The sequence below is a fragment of the Corynebacterium sp. KPL2850 genome (assembly GCF_040225855.1).
In the GTDB taxonomy this organism is placed as follows: Bacteria; Actinomycetota; Actinomycetes; order Mycobacteriales; family Mycobacteriaceae; genus Corynebacterium.
The window spans coordinates 1-16,857 of record NZ_JBEHFV010000015.1 but is presented as its reverse complement, the minus strand read 5'-3'; the positions used below and the strand labels follow the sequence as shown (position 1 = coordinate 16,857).

Here is a 16,857-nt window from a genome sequence, read left to right as displayed (position 1 = left end):
ATCCGCGGTAAGAAAAAGGAAGCGTGGATAGCGCGCTATTTGGCAGTTATAGCTTAGAAGTCCTGCGGGCGCGGGATATTGCGCAGGTTGGACTTGGCCATGGACAGCATGGAGCCCACGCCGCCGCCGAAGACGGTGCGGGTAGCGGCCTTGGAGAAGCCCAGGAGCTGATCGAAGGTCAGCGTCGGTGGCAGGGACAGGGCGTTGGGGTCAGTGACGACATCGATAAGCACAGGGCCGTTATAAGCCAAGGCCTTCTTGATCTGCTTCGGAGCCTGCTTCGGATCCTCGATTCGGAAGGTCTTGATGCCGGCGGCTTCTGCGATCTTGGAAAAGTCCACGGACTCGTGGTCGGTCTCGTGCTCCGGGATGCCACCTACCAGCATCTCCAGCTTGACCATGCCCAGCGAGGAGTTATTGAACACGAACATCTTGACCGGCAACTGGTGCAGCTTAACCGTCAGCAGTTCGCCCATGAGCATGGACAGCCCGCCGTCGCCAGAGAAGGTAATGACCTGGCGGCCAGGATTAGCCTGCTGCGCGCCGATGGCCTGCGGAAGGGCGTTCGCCATCGTGCCGTGGCGGAAGGAACCGATCTGCTCGCGCTTGCCATTCGGGGTGATGTAGCGCGCGCCCCAGACGTTGCACATGCCGGTATCGACGGTGAAGATGGCGTCATCGTCGGCTTCTTGGTCAATGAGATCCGCGATGTACTCGGGGTGGATCGGGGTGTGCTTTTCCACGTTGGAGGTATAAGCCTCCACGACGTGCTCCAGCTTGTCGTAGTGCTTCTTCAGCATCTTATCCAAGAAGGAGCGGTCCTTCTTCTCCTCCACGTGCGGCAGGATGTTGTCGATGGTGGCGGCAACGTCACCGGTCACGGGGTAGGAGATCTTGGTGCGGCGGCCGATATGGGCACCGTTGATATCCACCTGTGCCACATTGCCCTTAGGCAGGAAGTCGTTATATGGGAAGTCCGTGCCCAAGAGGATCAGCAGGTCTGCCTCATGGGTGGCCTCATGCGCGGCGCCGTAACCCAAAAGGCCGGACATGCCCACGTCAAACGGGTTATCGTACTGGATGTACATCTTGCCGCCGAGCGCGTGACCGATGGGGGCCTTGACCTTTTCCGCCAGCTGCAGCACCTGCTCACGGGCATTTTTCGCGCCGGCGCCGACAAAGAAGGCGACGGACTCGGCTTCATTGATGGCCTGGGTCAGCGCTGCGGCCTCGGCCGGGTCCGGGTAAACCACGGGGCGGCCGGAGGAGATCTTGGATTCTACGAAGGTGTCATCATCAACCTCTTCGGTAGAAACGTCGCCAGGGATAACCAGCACGGACACGCCGTTGCCGGCCATGGTGGACTGGATGGCGTGGTGGAGCACTACCCCGCCCTGGTCACCGGACATGACCATTTCGCAGTAACCGGAGCACTCCTGGAAGATCTGCTCTGGGTGCGTTTCCTGGAAGAAGTGGGAACCAATCTGGCGGGAAGGAATGTGCGATGCCAGGGCCAGCACCTTGGCGCCATTGCGGTTGGCATCATAAAGGCCCTGGATGAGGTGGGTATTGCCCGGGCCACAGGAGGCCGCGCAAACGGCCAGCTTGCCGGTGGTCAGCGAGTCCGCCTCGGCGGCAAAGGCCGCTGCTTCCTCATTGCGCACGTGGATCCACTCGATGGAGGAGCGGCGCACCGCGTCCACGATCGGGTTGAGGGAGTCTCCCACGAGGCCATAAATGTGCTCGACGCCCTGCTTTTCTAGCGTCTCAACAAGTTGTTCTGCGTAATTGCGTGCCATTAAACATCATCCTTAACTCTTTAACTGTTCTAGTACCACTGTGCTACTAAACGTGCAGGAAAGTCCAGCAATTCCTGCATACTCACACCACCGGCCTATCTGTGAGGAAGGCAATACTAACCTGAATTATCACACACTGATTCGCTACGGTTTCTAGCGATGAGCATCGAGTCACCTGATACTGCCACTAAGCCCCCGCACCGCGCGGCCGCGGCGCCCTCCACCCCAGCACAGCGGTGGTCCTTCTTTGCCGTGGTGTCCTTGGGGCTGCTCATGGTGGGCCTGGATAATTCCATCCTTTATACGGCACTGCCTCAGCTAACGCAGCAGCTGCACGCGACAGACATGCAGCAATTGTGGATCATCAATGCCTATACGCTGGTTTTATCGGGCTTGCTCCTCGGTACCGGCACGTTGGGCGATCGCATTGGCCACCGCCTGATGTTCCTCATTGGCCTGGCCACCTTTGGCACCGCCTCCCTCGTTGCGGCTTATTCGCCCAATGCCTGGTTGCTCATCGCCGGCCGGGCTTTATTGGGCTTGGGCGCTGCCATCATGCTGCCTTCTACCCTGGCACTTATCCGCCTGACCTTCCCCAATGAGGTAGAGCGCAATAAAGCCATCGGTATCTGGAGTTCTGTCGCCGTCGTGGGCGCTGCCGCTGGGCCCACCGTGGGCGGATTCCTCCTAGAGCATTTCTGGTGGGGCTCCGTCTTTTTGATCAACGTGCCCATCGTGGCCCTCGCCATCATCCTTACCTTCCTACTTAGCCCACCCAACCTGCCGAATCCGCACAAGCACTGGGATTTCCCCTCCTCGTTCTATGCGCTTATCACCCTGTCCAGCCTGGTCCTAGCTATTAAGACCGCAGCGGCCACCCAGATCAATGTCGCGCTGCTGGCCTGTTCCATTGCCGCTTTCTTACTCGGCGCCGCAGCCTTTGCCCACCGGCAAAGCCGGCTTAATGATCCGCTTTTAACCTTTGACATCTTCCACTCACCCACTTTTACCGGCGGCGTGCTTACCGCCGGTGGCGCCATGTTTGGCCTTACGGGGCTTGAACTGCTTACCACCCAAAAGCTCCAGCTTGTCGATGCCCTCTCGCCCCTCGACGCCGGCCTTTTCATCTCCGCCATGGCGGTTGCGGCCATCCCCACCGCCATTGTGGGCGGCACCATCTTGCACCGCGTGGGCTTTTTGCCCATCATCAGCGGCGGTTTCCTGAGCATGTCCATCGGCATGCTGGGCATCATCTGGGCCGACCGCGCCGATAACCTCGCGGTATTTATTACCGGCCTCATCCTTACCGGCTTAGGTGCTGGCTCCTCGATGTCTGTTTCTTCCACCGCCATCATCAATGCCGCCCCGTCCCACCGGGCGGGCATGGCCTCTGGCGTGGAAGCCGTCTCCTACGAATTCGGCACGCTGCTTTCCATCGCCATAACCGGCTCCCTCGTACCGCTACTGATGACGCACAAGCTTCCCGATGCCCTCGCCCCGCAAGGCACCGACGCACTCCTATCACCCGCCACGCACGACACCGCCGCGGCGGCGTATGATTCCGCGTATTTCCTCACCGTCGGCGGGCTTGCCTGCACCACCTTCATCTTCGCGGTACTAACCGCCTGGTGCTTCCGCGATAACCCGAAGTCTGGGGCGCTGTCTGCGCAAAGTAGCGGGTAAATAGCCACCTGGCTGACTTGTAAACTTTTACCCCCCTAACTGTTTGCGCAGCTAGGGGGTAGTTTTTGAGCTGGAGACGAGACTTGAACTCGCAACCTACGCTATGCAAGTCGCAAGTTTGTGCTGGTTATGCGATGAATGTAGCATTTGGTTTTTCCGTGCAGTTTACCCGCTTCACCTGCAATAACTGTACTATTTTGAACAGTTATGAAAAGGGAACACTTTTTCAAAGTAGCCGATAGATAGCCACCTCCCCGCCGGTTTTTAGAGCTTTGAAGCGTCCGCCTCCGCTAGCCAATGGCGGCCCCATTTATTCACCACTTCCACACCTTGACGATGCAACCGTGCCAACAGCTCCGAATCTGGAACACCACACTTCTTTGCCAGATCCCCGACATTCACCACTTTGGCCACGGGTAAACAGAGTTCCTCAGCGGCCTTAGAACGTGATTTCGCTTCACGCCCCTGGACTAGCGGGGACTCATACCCTAGCGCTCCTAGATTGACGTGTAAGTTCGCCGTCTTGCAATAGGGGGACTTGTCTATTCTCCAGAGCGCCTCTTTCTCGGTTGCTTTTCTTCGAGCCTTTTCGATGCTGCATCCCAGCCTCTCGGCTGCTTCTCTCAGAGGGACGATGTATTCAACGGGGACGCCCATCTCAGCGGCTATTTCTCTGCGCTTAGTGGAAATATATTGATGGCGCTTCAACGCGACTGTGCGGCCATTGTGGTGACGTTTACGGTCAACTTCTTTCAGTAGACCACGGCGCACCCGGCGCTCTTCTTCAGGCAGAGAGGCAAGGTACTTGCACAAGGCTGTTCTGCAGTCCACACAGAATTGGCGACTGTAGTGCATGACCATACCGGCCGGTATTTCTTCAGGGACACGTGTCCAGCTATGCAAGGTTCGACCGCAATTCAGGCAGGGCTTCCCCGTGACGCTTCCGCGCCTCTTAGCTCGGCCGGTATAGCACGGGGCTGTCGTTCCGGCTATCGCTTCGAGCGCCTGTACGGTTTGCTTGCCACGTGTAACCACCCCGGCCATGATTACCCCGTCTGCTGGTAACGCCTCCCCCGTGAGCATACTGCCAGCCTGTAGCGCACTACGGGCGCATTCTTGACGCATTGGGCAGTGTTCGCACATACGAATCGCTGCGTCGATAGACCGTTGTGGAACTTTGTCCGGGTCGATGAAAGCACGGTTCGCGGTCTTGTGGCACGGGGCGTTCGTAAGTATGGGGGCTGTCACCCTTGTGTTGTATTAAAAACTCCAGCGCGGTTAGTTAGTGCAGGTCAGAGCTATTAAGTCACTGTTACTTTTCGGATCGGAAAAGGCCCGCCATTCCGCAAAAAGGAAAACGGAATAGCGAGCCTTTGGCCCGGTAATGCGGACTAGATACGGTCTAAAGCGCGACCATATTTACCGGGGACAATGTCATCATGGTGCATGACATTGCCCACAGTATCCTTGTAGAACGGGATGCGGTCGGTAATAACGTTGCCGTCATCGTCATGTTCTGGTTCGTCTAGTTGCTCTACCAGGCCGCGTAGATTGCGATATGCCGAAGCCTCAATCGCCCGTGCCTCACGGTAGGCAGGTAGCCCCTGCAGCGCTGCCTTGTGGGCCTCAGCGGCGCTGACAGTAGTCTCTTTCAGCACGGTGTAGGCTTCTTCTGCAGCCTCTAGGACAGCGGCCTGTTGTTCGGCGTGGCTCTTTTCGACCTCGGCCTTAGCCTTATCTAGCGCTGCCTTTTCTTCGCGGCGCTCCTCGAGTTCGTCGGTGTATTTCTTTAGCTGTCGGTGAGCTTGCGTTTCTTTCCAATCTGGAACATCAACGCCCTTAGACCTATCTTCTTTTAGCTCAGACAGTTGCGTCTGGATATTCTTAACGATTGCTTCGAGCTGTTCAATAGTGCGCATTTTCTCACGTTTCCTATTCAGTCGGGGCAGGGGTATTGAAAGCAGGTGCTGGGCGTAGCTTTTCGAACCTAATGACGCTGTCGGTTTCCATGTCCTCCCTGAAGTAGTTAGCAAGGTAGGTCTTAATCTGGTCCAGCTTCGTGGTGTCGCCTGCGGTATTCATTCTGGGGTTTTGCAGGGAGGCTTCCAGATCGTCCAATTGCTCATTGACGAGCCGGGCTGTAGTTTCGGCGGCCGTGGCGGTGTTCTTTGCATTTTCTAGCGCCGGGTTCTCTTCAGTCTCACAGCCTCGAATTATCTCCCTGTGGCTGATTCCACGGGCCTGCAGTTCCTCGAATAGCAGTGTTCGCGCTGGAGACGGCCCCATCTCTTTGAATACCGCCCTAATGGCTTCTAGATTGCCGTCATCGTCGGGGTCAGTGAGAGCTGTCCTCTGCAGGTAGCGCTGTGTTGCCATCTCAGCGGCCAGAGCTTCAGTGGAGCCTTTGGCCCGTGGGTAGACCCTGGCGTATTCCTCCGCCTGTTCCTTGGCTACTGCCTCAGGTAGGGCGGCGACGGCCGTTCGTAGCTTGCTGATAGCGGCTGTGTAACCGTGCGAGTCAGCCACTCGCTTGAGTTGGTTGCGTTTGCCCTCGTCTGAGTATTCAGGGTTCTTTGCGTACCAGGTGATTGCCTTGTCCATCTCACCACTGAGAAACGTGAGTTGGGGCGTTAGGTTGTTGAAATTGAATGTGGTCATTGGTTTCCTCCTAGGCGTAGGTGTTCAGGGAATCTAGGACGCTCAGGCTTTTGTCCTGTTCGCGTTCTTGGGGTGTGCGGTCGGCGTGTTCGTCGTTTTCGGCGACGTGGGTGGCAATTTCAAGGTCTCGCTGGACAGCGATTGCTGCGCTTGTGACGTGGTGGCGAATGTCTGCGTCTGGCTCTTCGGACTTGAGTGCCTTGTCCAGTTCTCGTTGTGCGAGTGCGCGGAACTTGGCGGCGACTTCGGCGCGCTCATTGGCGGCGCGTTGTGAGCGGACTCTTACCGCCGTGGTGGGGATATTGCCGTTCCATGAGATGCCTAGCTCTTTGCAGGCTTTATCGACTTGGTAGGTAGTTGTGCCCATCTCTTTAGCGATGGCGTTTCGGCTTCTGCCTTGGTCATACAGTTCACGGACTGTTTGATAATTGAGGTTACCCTCGTTTGGTGGACACCCGATTAGTGCGGATTTTGTGTCCGTAGGAGAGGATGTTCATTGTGAGTCAACAACGTCAGAAATACACGCCGGAGTACCGGCGTGAAGCCGCGAACCTGGTAATCGAGTCAGAACGCCCGATTGCTCATGTGGCTAAGGAGATTGGTGTCGCACCTGGCCTTTTAGGTCGGTGGGTGAAAAATGAGCGTCAACGCCGAGGATCCTCTGATGGGTTAAGCGAGGCGGATCTTCGTGCTGAGAATGCTCGTCTGCGTCGTGAGCTGGCAGAAGCCAAGATGGATAACGAGTTTTTGTCAAAAGCGACAGCCTTCTTCGCCGCACAGCAACGCGATCAGAAAAGTTCGAATTGATGCAGCAGGAGAAGGCGAATTTCAGTATCAAGCGCATGGCACGCTTGTTGAAGGTGTCTCGGTCTGGATACTACAAATGGGCCCATATGCAGCAGCAACGCTTATCCGGTAAAGATGATCGGATATCTTTTTACGATGATGTTGATCGTAAAATTCATCAGATCTGGAAAGACTCCGATGAGGTCTATGGTGCCCCGCGGATTACCGCAGAACTCGCCGAGCGCTACCAGATCAGTGTAAATCGTAAGACTGTGGCCAAGCGGATGCGTCTGATGGGAATTGAAGGGATTTCACCGCGTGCTTTTGTGCCGGTGACAACGATTCAATCTAAGCGTAAGTCAAGTCTTCCTGACCTGGTCAAGCGCATGTTTGATACCGGTGAACTTAACCGGGTGTGGATGTCAGATATTACTTACCTGCGCACCGGCGAGGGTTGGTTGTACTTATGCGCAGTTCGCGATGGTCATTCCCGCAGGGTACTGGGCTGGGCTATGGATAGTGTGCAAGATACAAGTTTGGTCGAACGAGCACTGCGGATGGCGCACACGCTTCCGTGGTGACGTTCCTGATGGTCTGGTGTTTCACGCTGACCGGGGGACGCAATATACCAGTGAGAAGCTCTGGGAGGTGTGCCGCAACCTAGGTGTTGTTCAGTCTGTGGGGCGTACCGGGGTGTGCTTCGATAACGCGATGGCCGAGTCGTTCTGGTCGACGCTGAAAACCGAGTTCTACGACCGGAAGCGCTGGCCAACCCGCGATGCTGCCCGCAAGGCCGTTGCCTACTGGATTGAAGTGGTCTACAACCGTCGACGCCGGCACTCCGCCCTCGGGATGGTCAGCCCCGTCGATTTCGAAAACCACACCACCCAAACCAGAAACGAAGAAGAAATAGCTGCCTAACCACTAGGTAGCTTGACTAGGTGTCCACGATTTGCGGGCAACCCCAGATTTGGGAGAATGTTCAGGCGTGGCAAACGCCCTACAAGCAAACCGATTTAGTGGGCATAGTGGGCGCTTTAATCGCTACTGGTTTCCGCCCCTCTGAGGTGTTGGCTCTGCAGTGGGCAGATTTAGAGCTGGACGCTAAGCCTAAGGCAAAGGCCACGCTTTCGGGGGCGATTGTCAGGCAAGACGGCAAACTAGTCCGTCAAGGCTACACAAAGACCAATAGCGGCTTTCGTACGGTTACGCTCCCCGATTGGTTCAGGGACATGCTTATAGAGCGTCTAGTGAACGCTGAGAGCGTGCTTGTCTTTCCGAATAACCAGGGCGGGTTCCTAGACATTGTGAATGTGCGGACAAAGTTTCGGGAAGCGCGGGGAAACGTGTTCTCTCACGTGAAGTTTAAATCTTTCCGTTCATCTGTCGCGACGGCTATTGAGAACGTGAACGGTGTTGAGGAAGCCGCTAGGCAATTGGGTCATGCTTCCCCGGCGATTACGGGGCGGTATTATGTGAAGCGGGCGGCTGATGCTGGTGACCATACGGCGGTGTTGGAACTGTTTGCGCCCGCGCAAAGTAGCCGATAAATAGCCACCTGGCTAACTTGTAAACTTTTACCCCCTAACTGTTTATGCAGCTAGGGGGTAGTTTTTTGAGCTGGAGACGAGACTTGAACTCGCAACCTACGCATTACAAGTGCGTTGCGCTACCAATTGCGCCACTCCAGCACCGCGGAATTTCTTCCGCTCGTTGCATGGTACCCGAGGACCTCGCCCAAGTGGAAAGCTGGTCCCCCTTGTATGCATTTGCGCCCCACAAGGGTTAGAGTTCAGGCTGAAATTATTACTAGTGTCCCACCGCTTTTTCGAGGGTTATTTTCGTGTCACTACTGTCCGCTATGCGGGAGCGCCTGCGCGCATCTGCAGGCCAAGTCGCCATCATTGACGCGGCCAAAGCCGCACCCCCACCATCGCCACTCGCCCCGGTCGATCTGACCGATGCCGCCCAGGTCACGGGCGTGATGGAGATTGCCGCGCGCATCGGCGAGCTGCTCATTAGCGCAGGATCCGCCAACTCGGATGCCCGCGCGCAGGTCCACCTGGCAGCGTCGTCGTATGGCCTGCACTACTGCCACGTGGATATTTTGATGAATACCATCACCATCCACACCGCGATTGGCACGGGCGATAAGCGCCAGAACCTCCACGTCTTTCGCGTGGTGCCGGATGTGGGCGTGAACTTTTCCAAGCTTTCGGAAGTAGACCGCCTCATCCGCGATATCCACTCCGGTAGGGTGCCGCCCGCCATGGCGGAAAAGCGCCTGGATGACATCGACCGCATGCCAGCGCCCTATAAGCCGTCCACGGTGATGCTTGGCTGGGGCGGCATGGGTGGCCTGATTTCCATGATGCTCGGCGGCGATCTCCTCGTCGGCCTCGTTGCCTTCGTGGTTTCCGCGCTGATTATGGGGCTTAATGATTGGTTGGCCAATTACCGCCTGCCGCCCTTTTATCAAAACGTCGTCGGCGGCTTCTTGGCCGTCTTCCCAGCAGCGATTTTGTATAACGTAGCCGCCGCCTTTGGCATTAGCATGTCGCCGGCGCAGATTATTGCGTCCGGAATCATCGTGCTGGTGGCGGGGCTGACGTTGGTGCAATCGCTTGTCGATGGCATCACCCGCTCCCCCGTAACCTCTTCCGCGCGTTTTTTCTCCGCGCTGTTATCAACGGGCGCGATCATCGCCGGCGTGGGTGTGGGCATCCAGCTGGCCTCCGCCATGGGCTTTGACCTGCCCCCAATGGGTACCTTGGCGCCGCCGGTCTATCACAAGATTCCCCTCTTGGTGCTGCTCGGCGGCACGGGTTCGGCCGCCTTCGCGCTGGCCTGCGGGGCTAATTGGATAGAAATTACCCTCTCAGGCCTCACGGCGGCCGCCGGTATGGTCTTCTACTACTTCGTGGTCGTGCCCTTCGGCGTCGGCCCGGTGATTGCCTCGGGCCTATCCGCCATCGTGGTGGGCCTAGCCGGCGGTTTGATGTCGCGTCGGTGGGGCATCCCGCCGCTCATTACGATGATCGTGGGCTATACGCCCATGCTGCCAGGCCTCATGCTGTACCGCGGCATGTATGCCTCCATCAACGAGCAGATGATTACCGGCTTTACCAACCTGGCTACCGCGCTGGCCATCTCCGGCGCGCTAGCAGCCGGCGTCGTTTTTGGCGAGCGCGTCGCGCGCCGCCTGCGCCGCCCGAAGTACTTCCGCCCGTACTCCGCCTTCAAGCGCATCGGCCGGTTCTCCTTCCACAAGGCAACTCACCTGGCTCGCAAGGCCCCGCGCATCCCGCGTGTGCCGATGTCCCCCTTTGCCCCACGCGTCAACCGCCCCGAATTGCCGCCCACGCTGGGGCCAAAGCCACCGCGACACGCGCAGGCTCAGCAGCACGCGCCGGGGACCACTCCGGCGGAAGATTTGTGGCCGGCAGATTCCCAGTGGCCGGCCCAGCCGCAAGAAACTGAGCGCACCACCTATACGGTGCCCGGCCAGAAATCACCCGCGCCGGAGGAATCCGATCACACCAAGCCCGACGGGGAGGAACCCGAGGAGCCCTAAACGCCGCCGGTAGCGTACAATATTTAGCCTGATAGCTTTCCCAATATTCAGGAGGACTCGCCGTGCCACCCAAGGTCCAAGACACGCACCCACAGGCAGAACAAGATATTGCCCTGGCAGAGGAAACCGCCCGCGCCGCCCGCCGCGTGGTGGCCACCTACTCCCAAGATTTCTTGGACGGCGTGACCTTGATGTCCATGCTGGGTGTCGAGCCCAAGGGCTTGGTGCACAAGAAGGTGCTGGCGGAACAAGCCGATGCCGCGCCGAAGAAATCCACGAAGAAGGCCACCAAGAAGTCGACGTCCAAGGCATCGAAAAAGTCCACTAAAAAGTCGACCAAGAAGACCACCAAGGCGGCCAAAAAGTCCACCAAGAAGTCGACAAAGAAAGCAACAAAGAAGTCGACCAAGAAGTCTTAAGCTAGTCTTGGACTATGAGTGAGCGCGGCAATGACTTCGTAGTAGTGGCAAACCGCCTGCCGGTAGATTTAACTACCGCGGCCGATGGCAGTCAGGAGTGGACGCCCTCGCCTGGCGGTCTGGTCACCGCGCTCTCACCGGTGCTGGAAGCGCACCAGGGCTGCTGGGTGGGGTGGCCCGGCGTCGCCGATGCCGCGCCCGAGCCCTTCCGCACCGAGGCCGGGGTGTTATTGCACCCGGTCAGGCTTAGCGAGTCCGACTTTGAGGCCTTTTACGAAGGCTTTTCCAATGCCACGCTGTGGCCGCTCTACCACGATCTCATCGTCACCCCGACCTATGACCGCGACTGGTGGGATGCCTACCGCGAGGTCAACCTCCGCTTCGCGGACGAGGTAGCCCACGTGGCCGCAGAAGGCGCGACGGTCTGGGTGCAGGACTATCAGCTGCAATTATTACCGGGCATCCTGCGGCAAATGCGCCCCGATCTCACCATTGGGTTCTTCCTGCACATCCCGTTCCCCTCCCCCGATCTTTTCCGGCAGCTGCCTTGGCGGGAGGAAACGGTGCGCGGCATCTTGGGGGCAGACCTGATCGGCTTCCACTTGGAGGCCAATGCCCGCAATTTCTTGGAATTGGCCCGCCGCCAGGGCCTCGAGGTGCGTGGCGAGGCCACCACCCGCGATGTCACCGCCCATATCCGCCTCCCCGGTGGCCGCACCGTGGGCGTGGGCGCGTTCCCCATTTCCATCGCCGCGCAGGATTTCGGCCAGTTTAGCGACGAGGATAGACGCCGCGTGGCCCAATTGCGCAAGGATTTGGGCAGCCCCAAGCGCATCATTTTGGGCGTGGATCGCCTCGATTACACCAAGGGCATCCTGCAGCGCCTGACCGCCTTCGAGGAGCTCTTGGAAACCGGCGCCCTGGATCCGGAGGAGGTCACCTTGGTGCAGCTGGCCACGCCCTCGCGTGAGCGCCTCGACCACTACAAGGCCACCCGCTCCCAGGTGGAAGAGGCCGTCGGCCGCATCAATGGCCGCTTTTCCCGCATGGGCCACCCCGTGGTGCACTACCAGCACCGCGGCGTGCCCAAGGACGTGCTGCGCTGCTACTACCGCATGGCCGATATCATGCTGGTCACGCCCTTTAAAGACGGCATGAACCTCGTGGCCAAGGAGTTCGTGGCCTGCCACGATGACGGTTCCGGTGCCCTGGTACTCTCGGAATTCGCCGGCGCCGCCGCGGAGCTCGATGAGGCCTACCTGTGCAACCCCTTCGACATCGAGTCCGTCAAACGCGCCCTACTCAACGCCGTGCGCGCGCTTGCCGATGCCCCCTTCACCATGACCCAGCGCATGCTCACCATGCACGAACAGGTCATGAGCCACGATGTGCGGCTGTGGTCGCAGTCTTTTTTGGGCTGCCTGCGTACTACCCGGACCGAAACCGCCTCGCAAGCTCCCGACTCACACGGAAAGGACTCCTAATGCCTCCTTCCCTCCCCCGCGTACGCACGGCCGGAGCGGCCGGTGCGGGTACACCCGCTGTGAACAAAGGCATCGGCAGGCATGCCGCAGCCGTGGCCACACTGGGTGCCGTCACGCTGCTTGCTGCCTGCGGTTCCGAGGACGATGCCCCACGGCCCGCGGGTGATGACCGGATTGTGGACAAACACTGGCAGGTCGTCTCCATCAATACTGCGCCGGACGCAGCATCCACCATCCCGGAATCGATTCCTCACGCGCCGGAATTTAGCTTCGGCGAGTCCACCATGGTGGGCACCACCGGCTGCACTCGGCTTGCGGCTCGGCTGACCTACACCGCCGGTGACGAGCGCGAGAATATCCGCGATGGCAATAAGTTGCACTTCGATGAGGTTAAATACGACGACACCGATGAGGACTGCGAGGGCAGTTCCGTGTGGGCTGATAACCTGCTGCGCAACCTCATTACCTCGGATAATGATTTTATCTACACCGTAAATAGCAATAACCAGCTCATCTTGGAGCTCGATACCGATGAGGTAGATTCGCCCTCCATCAAGCTGGTCTCCGGCGCGTAGCATGGGATGCCATGACGCTTTCTACCACCATTAAGGCCTTGGCCGCGGCAGAAGAGCTCGCCGTGGTTTCTGATTTTGACGGTACGCTGGCCCCGATTGCCGCCGACATTTATGACGTGGAAATCAACGCCGATGCCGCCCGCGCCCTCAACCACTTGGCCCACCTGCCGCGCACCACGGCCGCGGTGCTGTCTGGGCGCCACCTCGAGGGTCTGCAGCGCGTGTGTCCCCTGCGCGAGCCCGTCCTCTTCGGTGGCTCCCACGGCGCCGAGTCCTCCTGGCAGCAGACCGAGCTCACCCCCGCCATGCGCGAGCACCTTGCGCGCAAGGAGGAAGAAATCCGCGGCATCATAGACCGCTTCCCCGGCGCGGAGCTCGAGGTCAAGCCCTTCCAACGCGTGCTGCACCTGCGCTCGCTGGAGCTGGACAGCCCGGAGCAGGGCGCGGCCGCCTATGAGGCGGGCCTGGCGCTCGATACCGCCGGTTTCCCGCGCACCGCCGGCAAGTCCGTCATCGAGTTTTCCGCCACCACCGCCACGAAGGGCACGTGGCTGGAGACCCTCCGCGAGCGCACCGTCGCCACCGCCATGGTCTTTCTAGGCGATGACGTCACCGATGAGCACGGCTTCCGCGCCCTCCATCAGCCGCCGGACGTGGGCGTCAAGGTGGGCGAGGGCGATTCCATCGCCGCCGTGCAGCTTGCCGATGTCGACGCCGTCGCCCACTTCCTCACCGAGCTCGCTACCGCCCGCGCGGCCGCGGTGCAATAACCGACTTTCCCGGCGCGAACCGCGTCTGCAACACCCGCCGCGGCACCTCCTCCGCTCCTTCGGCGCCGACCTTCGCGCTGCCTGCACCGGCAGAATCACTTGTCGCGCTAGCGATGAGCTTTTCCAGCATGTGCCCGGCCGCGGCTCCCTTGGCCTTATTGGGCTGGATGACGGTAGCTAGGTCGAGGCGCTGCGCCGCATCGATGCCGTCAAAGCCGGTCACGGATAGGTCTTCTGGCACACTCAGCCCGCGCTCGCGGGCATAGGCCAGCACGCCGAGCGCCATGGAGTCGGTCGTGCACAGCACGGCCGTAAGCTCCGGATGCGCGTCGAGCAAGAGCTCGGCGGCGGCGCGGGTGGTATGGGCATCGTTAATGTGCTGCGTGACCACAGGCACGGATTCGGGCGCGATGCCCGCCTCGGCGAAGACGTCGAGCGCGCCCATCACCCGCGAGCGCTGCACGTGCATCTCCGCGTCCTGGACTTCCTGCCAGGAAATCGGGCCGTCGTGGCGCTGCAGGCGCAGGCGGATGGCGAGGATGCCGATGCGGCGATGCCCGGCATCGATAAGCGCACGTGCCGCCGGGGCAATCGCCGCGCGATCATCAATGCCCACGAACGGCAGGCCTGCGTCCGTGGGCTGATCGCAGACCACCAGCGGCAGGCCCCGGCCCCGCGCGGCCGCGAGGTAGGCATCGCCCGCGGCGACCGAATAGACCACGAAGCCATCGACCACGGCCGAACCCACCAGGCTGGTCGCCTCCGCCTCGCCTTCTGGGCCGGCGGGAATCAGCGTCAGCGTAGTCTGCGCGCCTGCCGATGCCTCCGCCATGCCCGCCAAGAAATCCACCGACGCCATGTCCTCGAAGGCGTAGGACAGGTGCTCGGTCAGCAGCACGCCTACCGACCCAGCGCGGCGGGTGCGCAGGCTGCGCGCCGTGGGATCAGGCCCCGGGTAACCGCGCGCCTTGGCGGCGGCCAAAATGCGCTCCCGCGTTGCCGGGGAGAGCTGGTCAGGGCGGCTATAGGCATTGGATACGGTTGTGCGCGAAACCCCCAACTCCGCGGCGAGGGAGGCCAGTGTCTTCCGGGTGGGGCTGCGTTTAACCATGCCTGTTACCTTACCCTGCGCCCTGGCGCCGGATTTTCAATGCATGTTCAATTGACAATGATTGCCAGCAAACGCACACTGGAGGGTATGCACACGTCACTACGCGCAACAACAGCCCTACTCGCAGCAAGTGGCCTCCTATTTACCGCCGCATGCTCTACAGATTCCGATTCTGGATCCGGAACCGACTCTGGTTCCGGCGACTCCGGTGATAAGAAGATTTCCATCGTCGCCTCTACCTCCATCTGGGCCGATGTTGCCCAGGCCGTGGCCGATACCGCCTCCGGCATCGACATCGAGGTCGAGCCCATCGTGGAGGGCAATGACACCGACCCCCACCACTTCGAGCCCACCGCGGCCGATGTAGCCAAGGCCAACGACGCCGACATGCTCGTGGTCAACGGCGGCGGCTACGACGCCTGGATCTACCAGGCCGTCTCCGATCAGGACAACATCATTTCCGCCCTGCCGCTGACGGACCACGGCAAGCTGGACGAGGACCCCGATGTCATGACCATCGATGCCGCGAAGGCCACCGCCAAGGATGACCCGGACAAGGTCACTAATATCGAGGGCAACGAGCACATCTGGTACGACCCCGCCGCCCTGGAGGAGGTCGCCGGATCCATCGCGGACCAGATCAACGAGAAGTACTCCGACGCCGGTGCCACCACCGAGAAGATCGACTCCCACGTGGACCAGCTGCGCGATAAGCTCAAGGAGCTTCCCGATGGCCTGAATTACGCCCAAACCGAGCCCATCGCCGATTACCTCATGAAGTACACCGACGGCAAGGACGTCACCCCCGAGGGCTACCGCAAGGCCACCATCTCCGAGGGCGAGCCCGCTACTGCCGATGTCGCCGCCTTCATCAAGGCCATCGACGATGGCGAGGTCGATCTCCTCATCTTCAACCCCCAGACCGAAACCGATACCGCCGGCCGCATCAAGTCCGCCGCAGAGGACAACGACGTCGATATCGTAGAAATCGGCGAAACCCCGCCGGATGGCAAGAAGTTCTGGGAATACTACGACGAAGTCACGAGCAAGCTGGGGAAGCACTAGTGCTCGTTGAATTCCATGAGGCCGCAGTAGACCCGCTGTGGTCGCAGCTTAATCTCGCCGTGGACCGCGGCGAGTTTATCGCCGTTTTAGGCCCCAATGGCGTGGGCAAGTCCACCCTGCTGGGCACCATCCTCGGCACCCGCACGCTGACCAGCGGCCGCGTCGACGTCAACTGCCGGGTCGGGTTCATCCCCCAGCAGCGCATGTTCCCCGCTGACCTTCCCCTGCGCGCCCGCGACCTCGTGTCGCTCTCCGTGGCGCACGGGGTATTCCGCCACCGGCACCCATTACGTTGTTAGCAGTTCCGCTTGAGGTTACCCAGGATTCGTAACTCTGCCCCTGTGCAGGGGCAGGTTATGTTTGTCTGCGTTCCTTTTGCTTTTCTTTTTCAGGAGCAGTGGAACTAGTCGCTGGCTTCGGTATGGCTTATTTTCGTCCCTGTCTGATAATGATCCGGGGGGTGATGCCGCCGAAGGCAGTGACATACTCCAAACTGCTAATAGGAACCTGACCCACATCAACGGTGTGAGGTCTCAAAGTAATGTGGATGCCAGCGTGAAGTATGTCCGACCACCAGCGATGAAAGAAGTCTCATACTCATTCAACTCGCTAGGAGGTCTGACATGGTCTACGACTATGTCATCGGAATGGATGTTGGAAAATACTTCCACCACGCGTGCGTCTTAGATAGCCACGGCGCCCAGGTCCTGTCCAAACGAATCAATCAAAACGAGCAGGCTTTACGCGCGCTCTTTTCGAATTTCTACTCTGGTAACAACAAGGTCCTTGTCGTTGTTGACCAGCCAAATAACATTGGTCGGCTTACTGTCGCGGTAGCCCAAGACCTTGGAATTGATGGGGCCCGAACCCCGGAAAGTGGACACGGGGATTTAATCAAGATGCGATAGTAAGTGTAGCTGATCCGGCGGCTTC

Annotated in this window: 14 protein-coding genes, 1 tRNA gene and 3 pseudogenes; 11 read left to right on the top strand and 7 right to left on the bottom strand. The window is 59.6% G+C overall.

Features of this window, described 5'->3' with window-relative positions:
• Positions 1-53 precede the first annotated feature (53 nt).
• Complete coding sequence (locus tag ABRP93_RS06430) at positions 54-1,799, bottom strand: pyruvate dehydrogenase (protein WP_349887323.1); 1,746 nt, start codon at positions 1,797-1,799, stop codon at positions 54-56.
• A 159-nt stretch (positions 1,800-1,958) separates the two neighbouring features.
• Between ABRP93_RS06430 and ABRP93_RS06425 the strand changes: the two genes are divergently transcribed.
• A complete protein-coding gene (locus tag ABRP93_RS06425; RefSeq protein WP_349887322.1) occupies positions 1,959-3,482 on the top strand; it encodes an MFS transporter in 1,524 nt (507 codons plus the stop codon).
• 264 nt (positions 3,483-3,746) lie between these two features.
• Here ABRP93_RS06425 and ABRP93_RS06420 read toward each other — a convergent pair whose 3' ends face one another.
• The 4 genes from ABRP93_RS06420 to ABRP93_RS06405 form a co-directional block, all read right to left on the bottom strand.
• Positions 3,747-4,730, bottom strand: a complete 984-nt coding sequence (locus ABRP93_RS06420) for a WhiB family transcriptional regulator (protein WP_349887321.1) — start codon at positions 4,728-4,730, stop codon at positions 3,747-3,749.
• A 143-nt stretch (positions 4,731-4,873) separates the two neighbouring features.
• Positions 4,874-5,401 (bottom strand): hypothetical protein, encoded by a 528-nt coding sequence (locus ABRP93_RS06415; RefSeq protein ID WP_349887320.1) that lies wholly within the window; start codon positions 5,399-5,401, stop codon positions 4,874-4,876.
• Positions 5,402-5,414: 13 nt separating this feature from the next.
• Entirely contained in the window at positions 5,415-6,140 is a 726-nt protein-coding gene (locus tag ABRP93_RS06410; protein WP_349887319.1) for a hypothetical protein, read from the bottom strand.
• 10 nt (positions 6,141-6,150) lie between these two features.
• Positions 6,151-6,507 carry a hypothetical protein gene (locus ABRP93_RS06405; RefSeq protein WP_349887318.1) on the bottom strand — a complete coding sequence of 119 codons (357 nt, stop codon included), beginning with the start codon at positions 6,505-6,507 and terminating at the stop codon, positions 6,151-6,153.
• Positions 6,508-6,629: 122 nt separating this feature from the next.
• Between ABRP93_RS06405 and ABRP93_RS06400 the strand changes: the two are divergent.
• Positions 6,630-7,847: pseudogene (locus ABRP93_RS06400) on the top strand (IS3 family transposase).
• Between the two features lie 20 nt (positions 7,848-7,867).
• Positions 7,868-8,476 carry a tyrosine-type recombinase/integrase gene (locus ABRP93_RS06395; protein WP_349887317.1) on the top strand — a complete coding sequence of 203 codons (609 nt, stop codon included), beginning with the start codon at positions 7,868-7,870 and terminating at the stop codon, positions 8,474-8,476.
• Between the two features lie 68 nt (positions 8,477-8,544).
• On the opposite strand, the gene ABRP93_RS06390 is transcribed toward ABRP93_RS06395, so the two are convergent.
• Positions 8,545-8,617 (bottom strand) — tRNA-Thr (locus tag ABRP93_RS06390).
• 152 nt (positions 8,618-8,769) lie between these two features.
• On the opposite strand from ABRP93_RS06390, the gene thrE reads away from it, so the two are divergent.
• The 5 genes from thrE (at position 8,770) to otsB (ending at position 13,748) form a co-directional block, all read left to right on the top strand.
• Positions 8,770-10,500, top strand: a complete 1,731-nt coding sequence (gene thrE / locus ABRP93_RS06385; protein WP_349887315.1) for a threonine/serine exporter ThrE — start codon at positions 8,770-8,772, stop codon at positions 10,498-10,500.
• 62 nt (positions 10,501-10,562) lie between these two features.
• Positions 10,563-10,919: a hypothetical protein gene (locus ABRP93_RS06380; RefSeq protein ID WP_023017948.1), complete on the top strand. Its 357-nt coding sequence runs from the start codon at positions 10,563-10,565 to the stop codon at positions 10,917-10,919.
• Positions 10,920-10,933: 14 nt separating this feature from the next.
• On the top strand, positions 10,934-12,403 hold the full coding sequence (locus ABRP93_RS06375; RefSeq protein WP_349887314.1) for an alpha,alpha-trehalose-phosphate synthase (UDP-forming): 1,470 nt from the start codon (positions 10,934-10,936) through the stop codon (positions 12,401-12,403).
• The gene (locus ABRP93_RS06370; protein WP_349887313.1) at positions 12,403-12,978 is read left to right on the top strand and encodes an META domain-containing protein; all 576 of its coding nucleotides are present in this window, start codon (positions 12,403-12,405) and stop codon (positions 12,976-12,978) included. The genes ABRP93_RS06375 and ABRP93_RS06370 overlap by 1 nt, the downstream gene beginning before the upstream one ends.
• A gap of 11 nt (positions 12,979-12,989) precedes the next feature.
• Positions 12,990-13,748 carry a trehalose-phosphatase gene (gene otsB / locus ABRP93_RS06365; RefSeq protein WP_023023885.1) on the top strand — a complete coding sequence of 253 codons (759 nt, stop codon included), beginning with the start codon at positions 12,990-12,992 and terminating at the stop codon, positions 13,746-13,748.
• Here otsB and ABRP93_RS06360 read toward each other — a convergent pair.
• Positions 13,720-14,859, bottom strand: a complete 1,140-nt coding sequence (locus ABRP93_RS06360) for a LacI family DNA-binding transcriptional regulator (protein ID WP_349887312.1) — start codon at positions 14,857-14,859, stop codon at positions 13,720-13,722. The two genes, otsB and ABRP93_RS06360, sit on opposite strands and share 29 nt — an antisense overlap.
• Positions 14,860-14,898: 39 nt before the next feature.
• On the opposite strand from ABRP93_RS06360, the gene ABRP93_RS06355 reads away from it, so the two are divergent.
• From ABRP93_RS06355 to ABRP93_RS06345, 3 genes and pseudogenes are all read left to right on the top strand, one after another.
• A complete protein-coding gene (locus tag ABRP93_RS06355; protein ID WP_023023889.1) occupies positions 14,899-15,924 on the top strand; it encodes a metal ABC transporter solute-binding protein, Zn/Mn family in 1,026 nt (341 codons plus the stop codon).
• Positions 15,924-16,217, top strand: a pseudogene (locus tag ABRP93_RS06350) (ATP-binding cassette domain-containing protein); the annotation flags it as partial. The gene ABRP93_RS06355 and the pseudogene ABRP93_RS06350, both read left to right, overlap by 1 nt.
• A 330-nt stretch (positions 16,218-16,547) precedes the next feature.
• Positions 16,548-16,796: pseudogene (locus ABRP93_RS06345) on the top strand (IS110 family transposase); the annotation flags it as partial.
• Between the last annotated feature and the right edge of the window lie 61 nt (positions 16,797-16,857).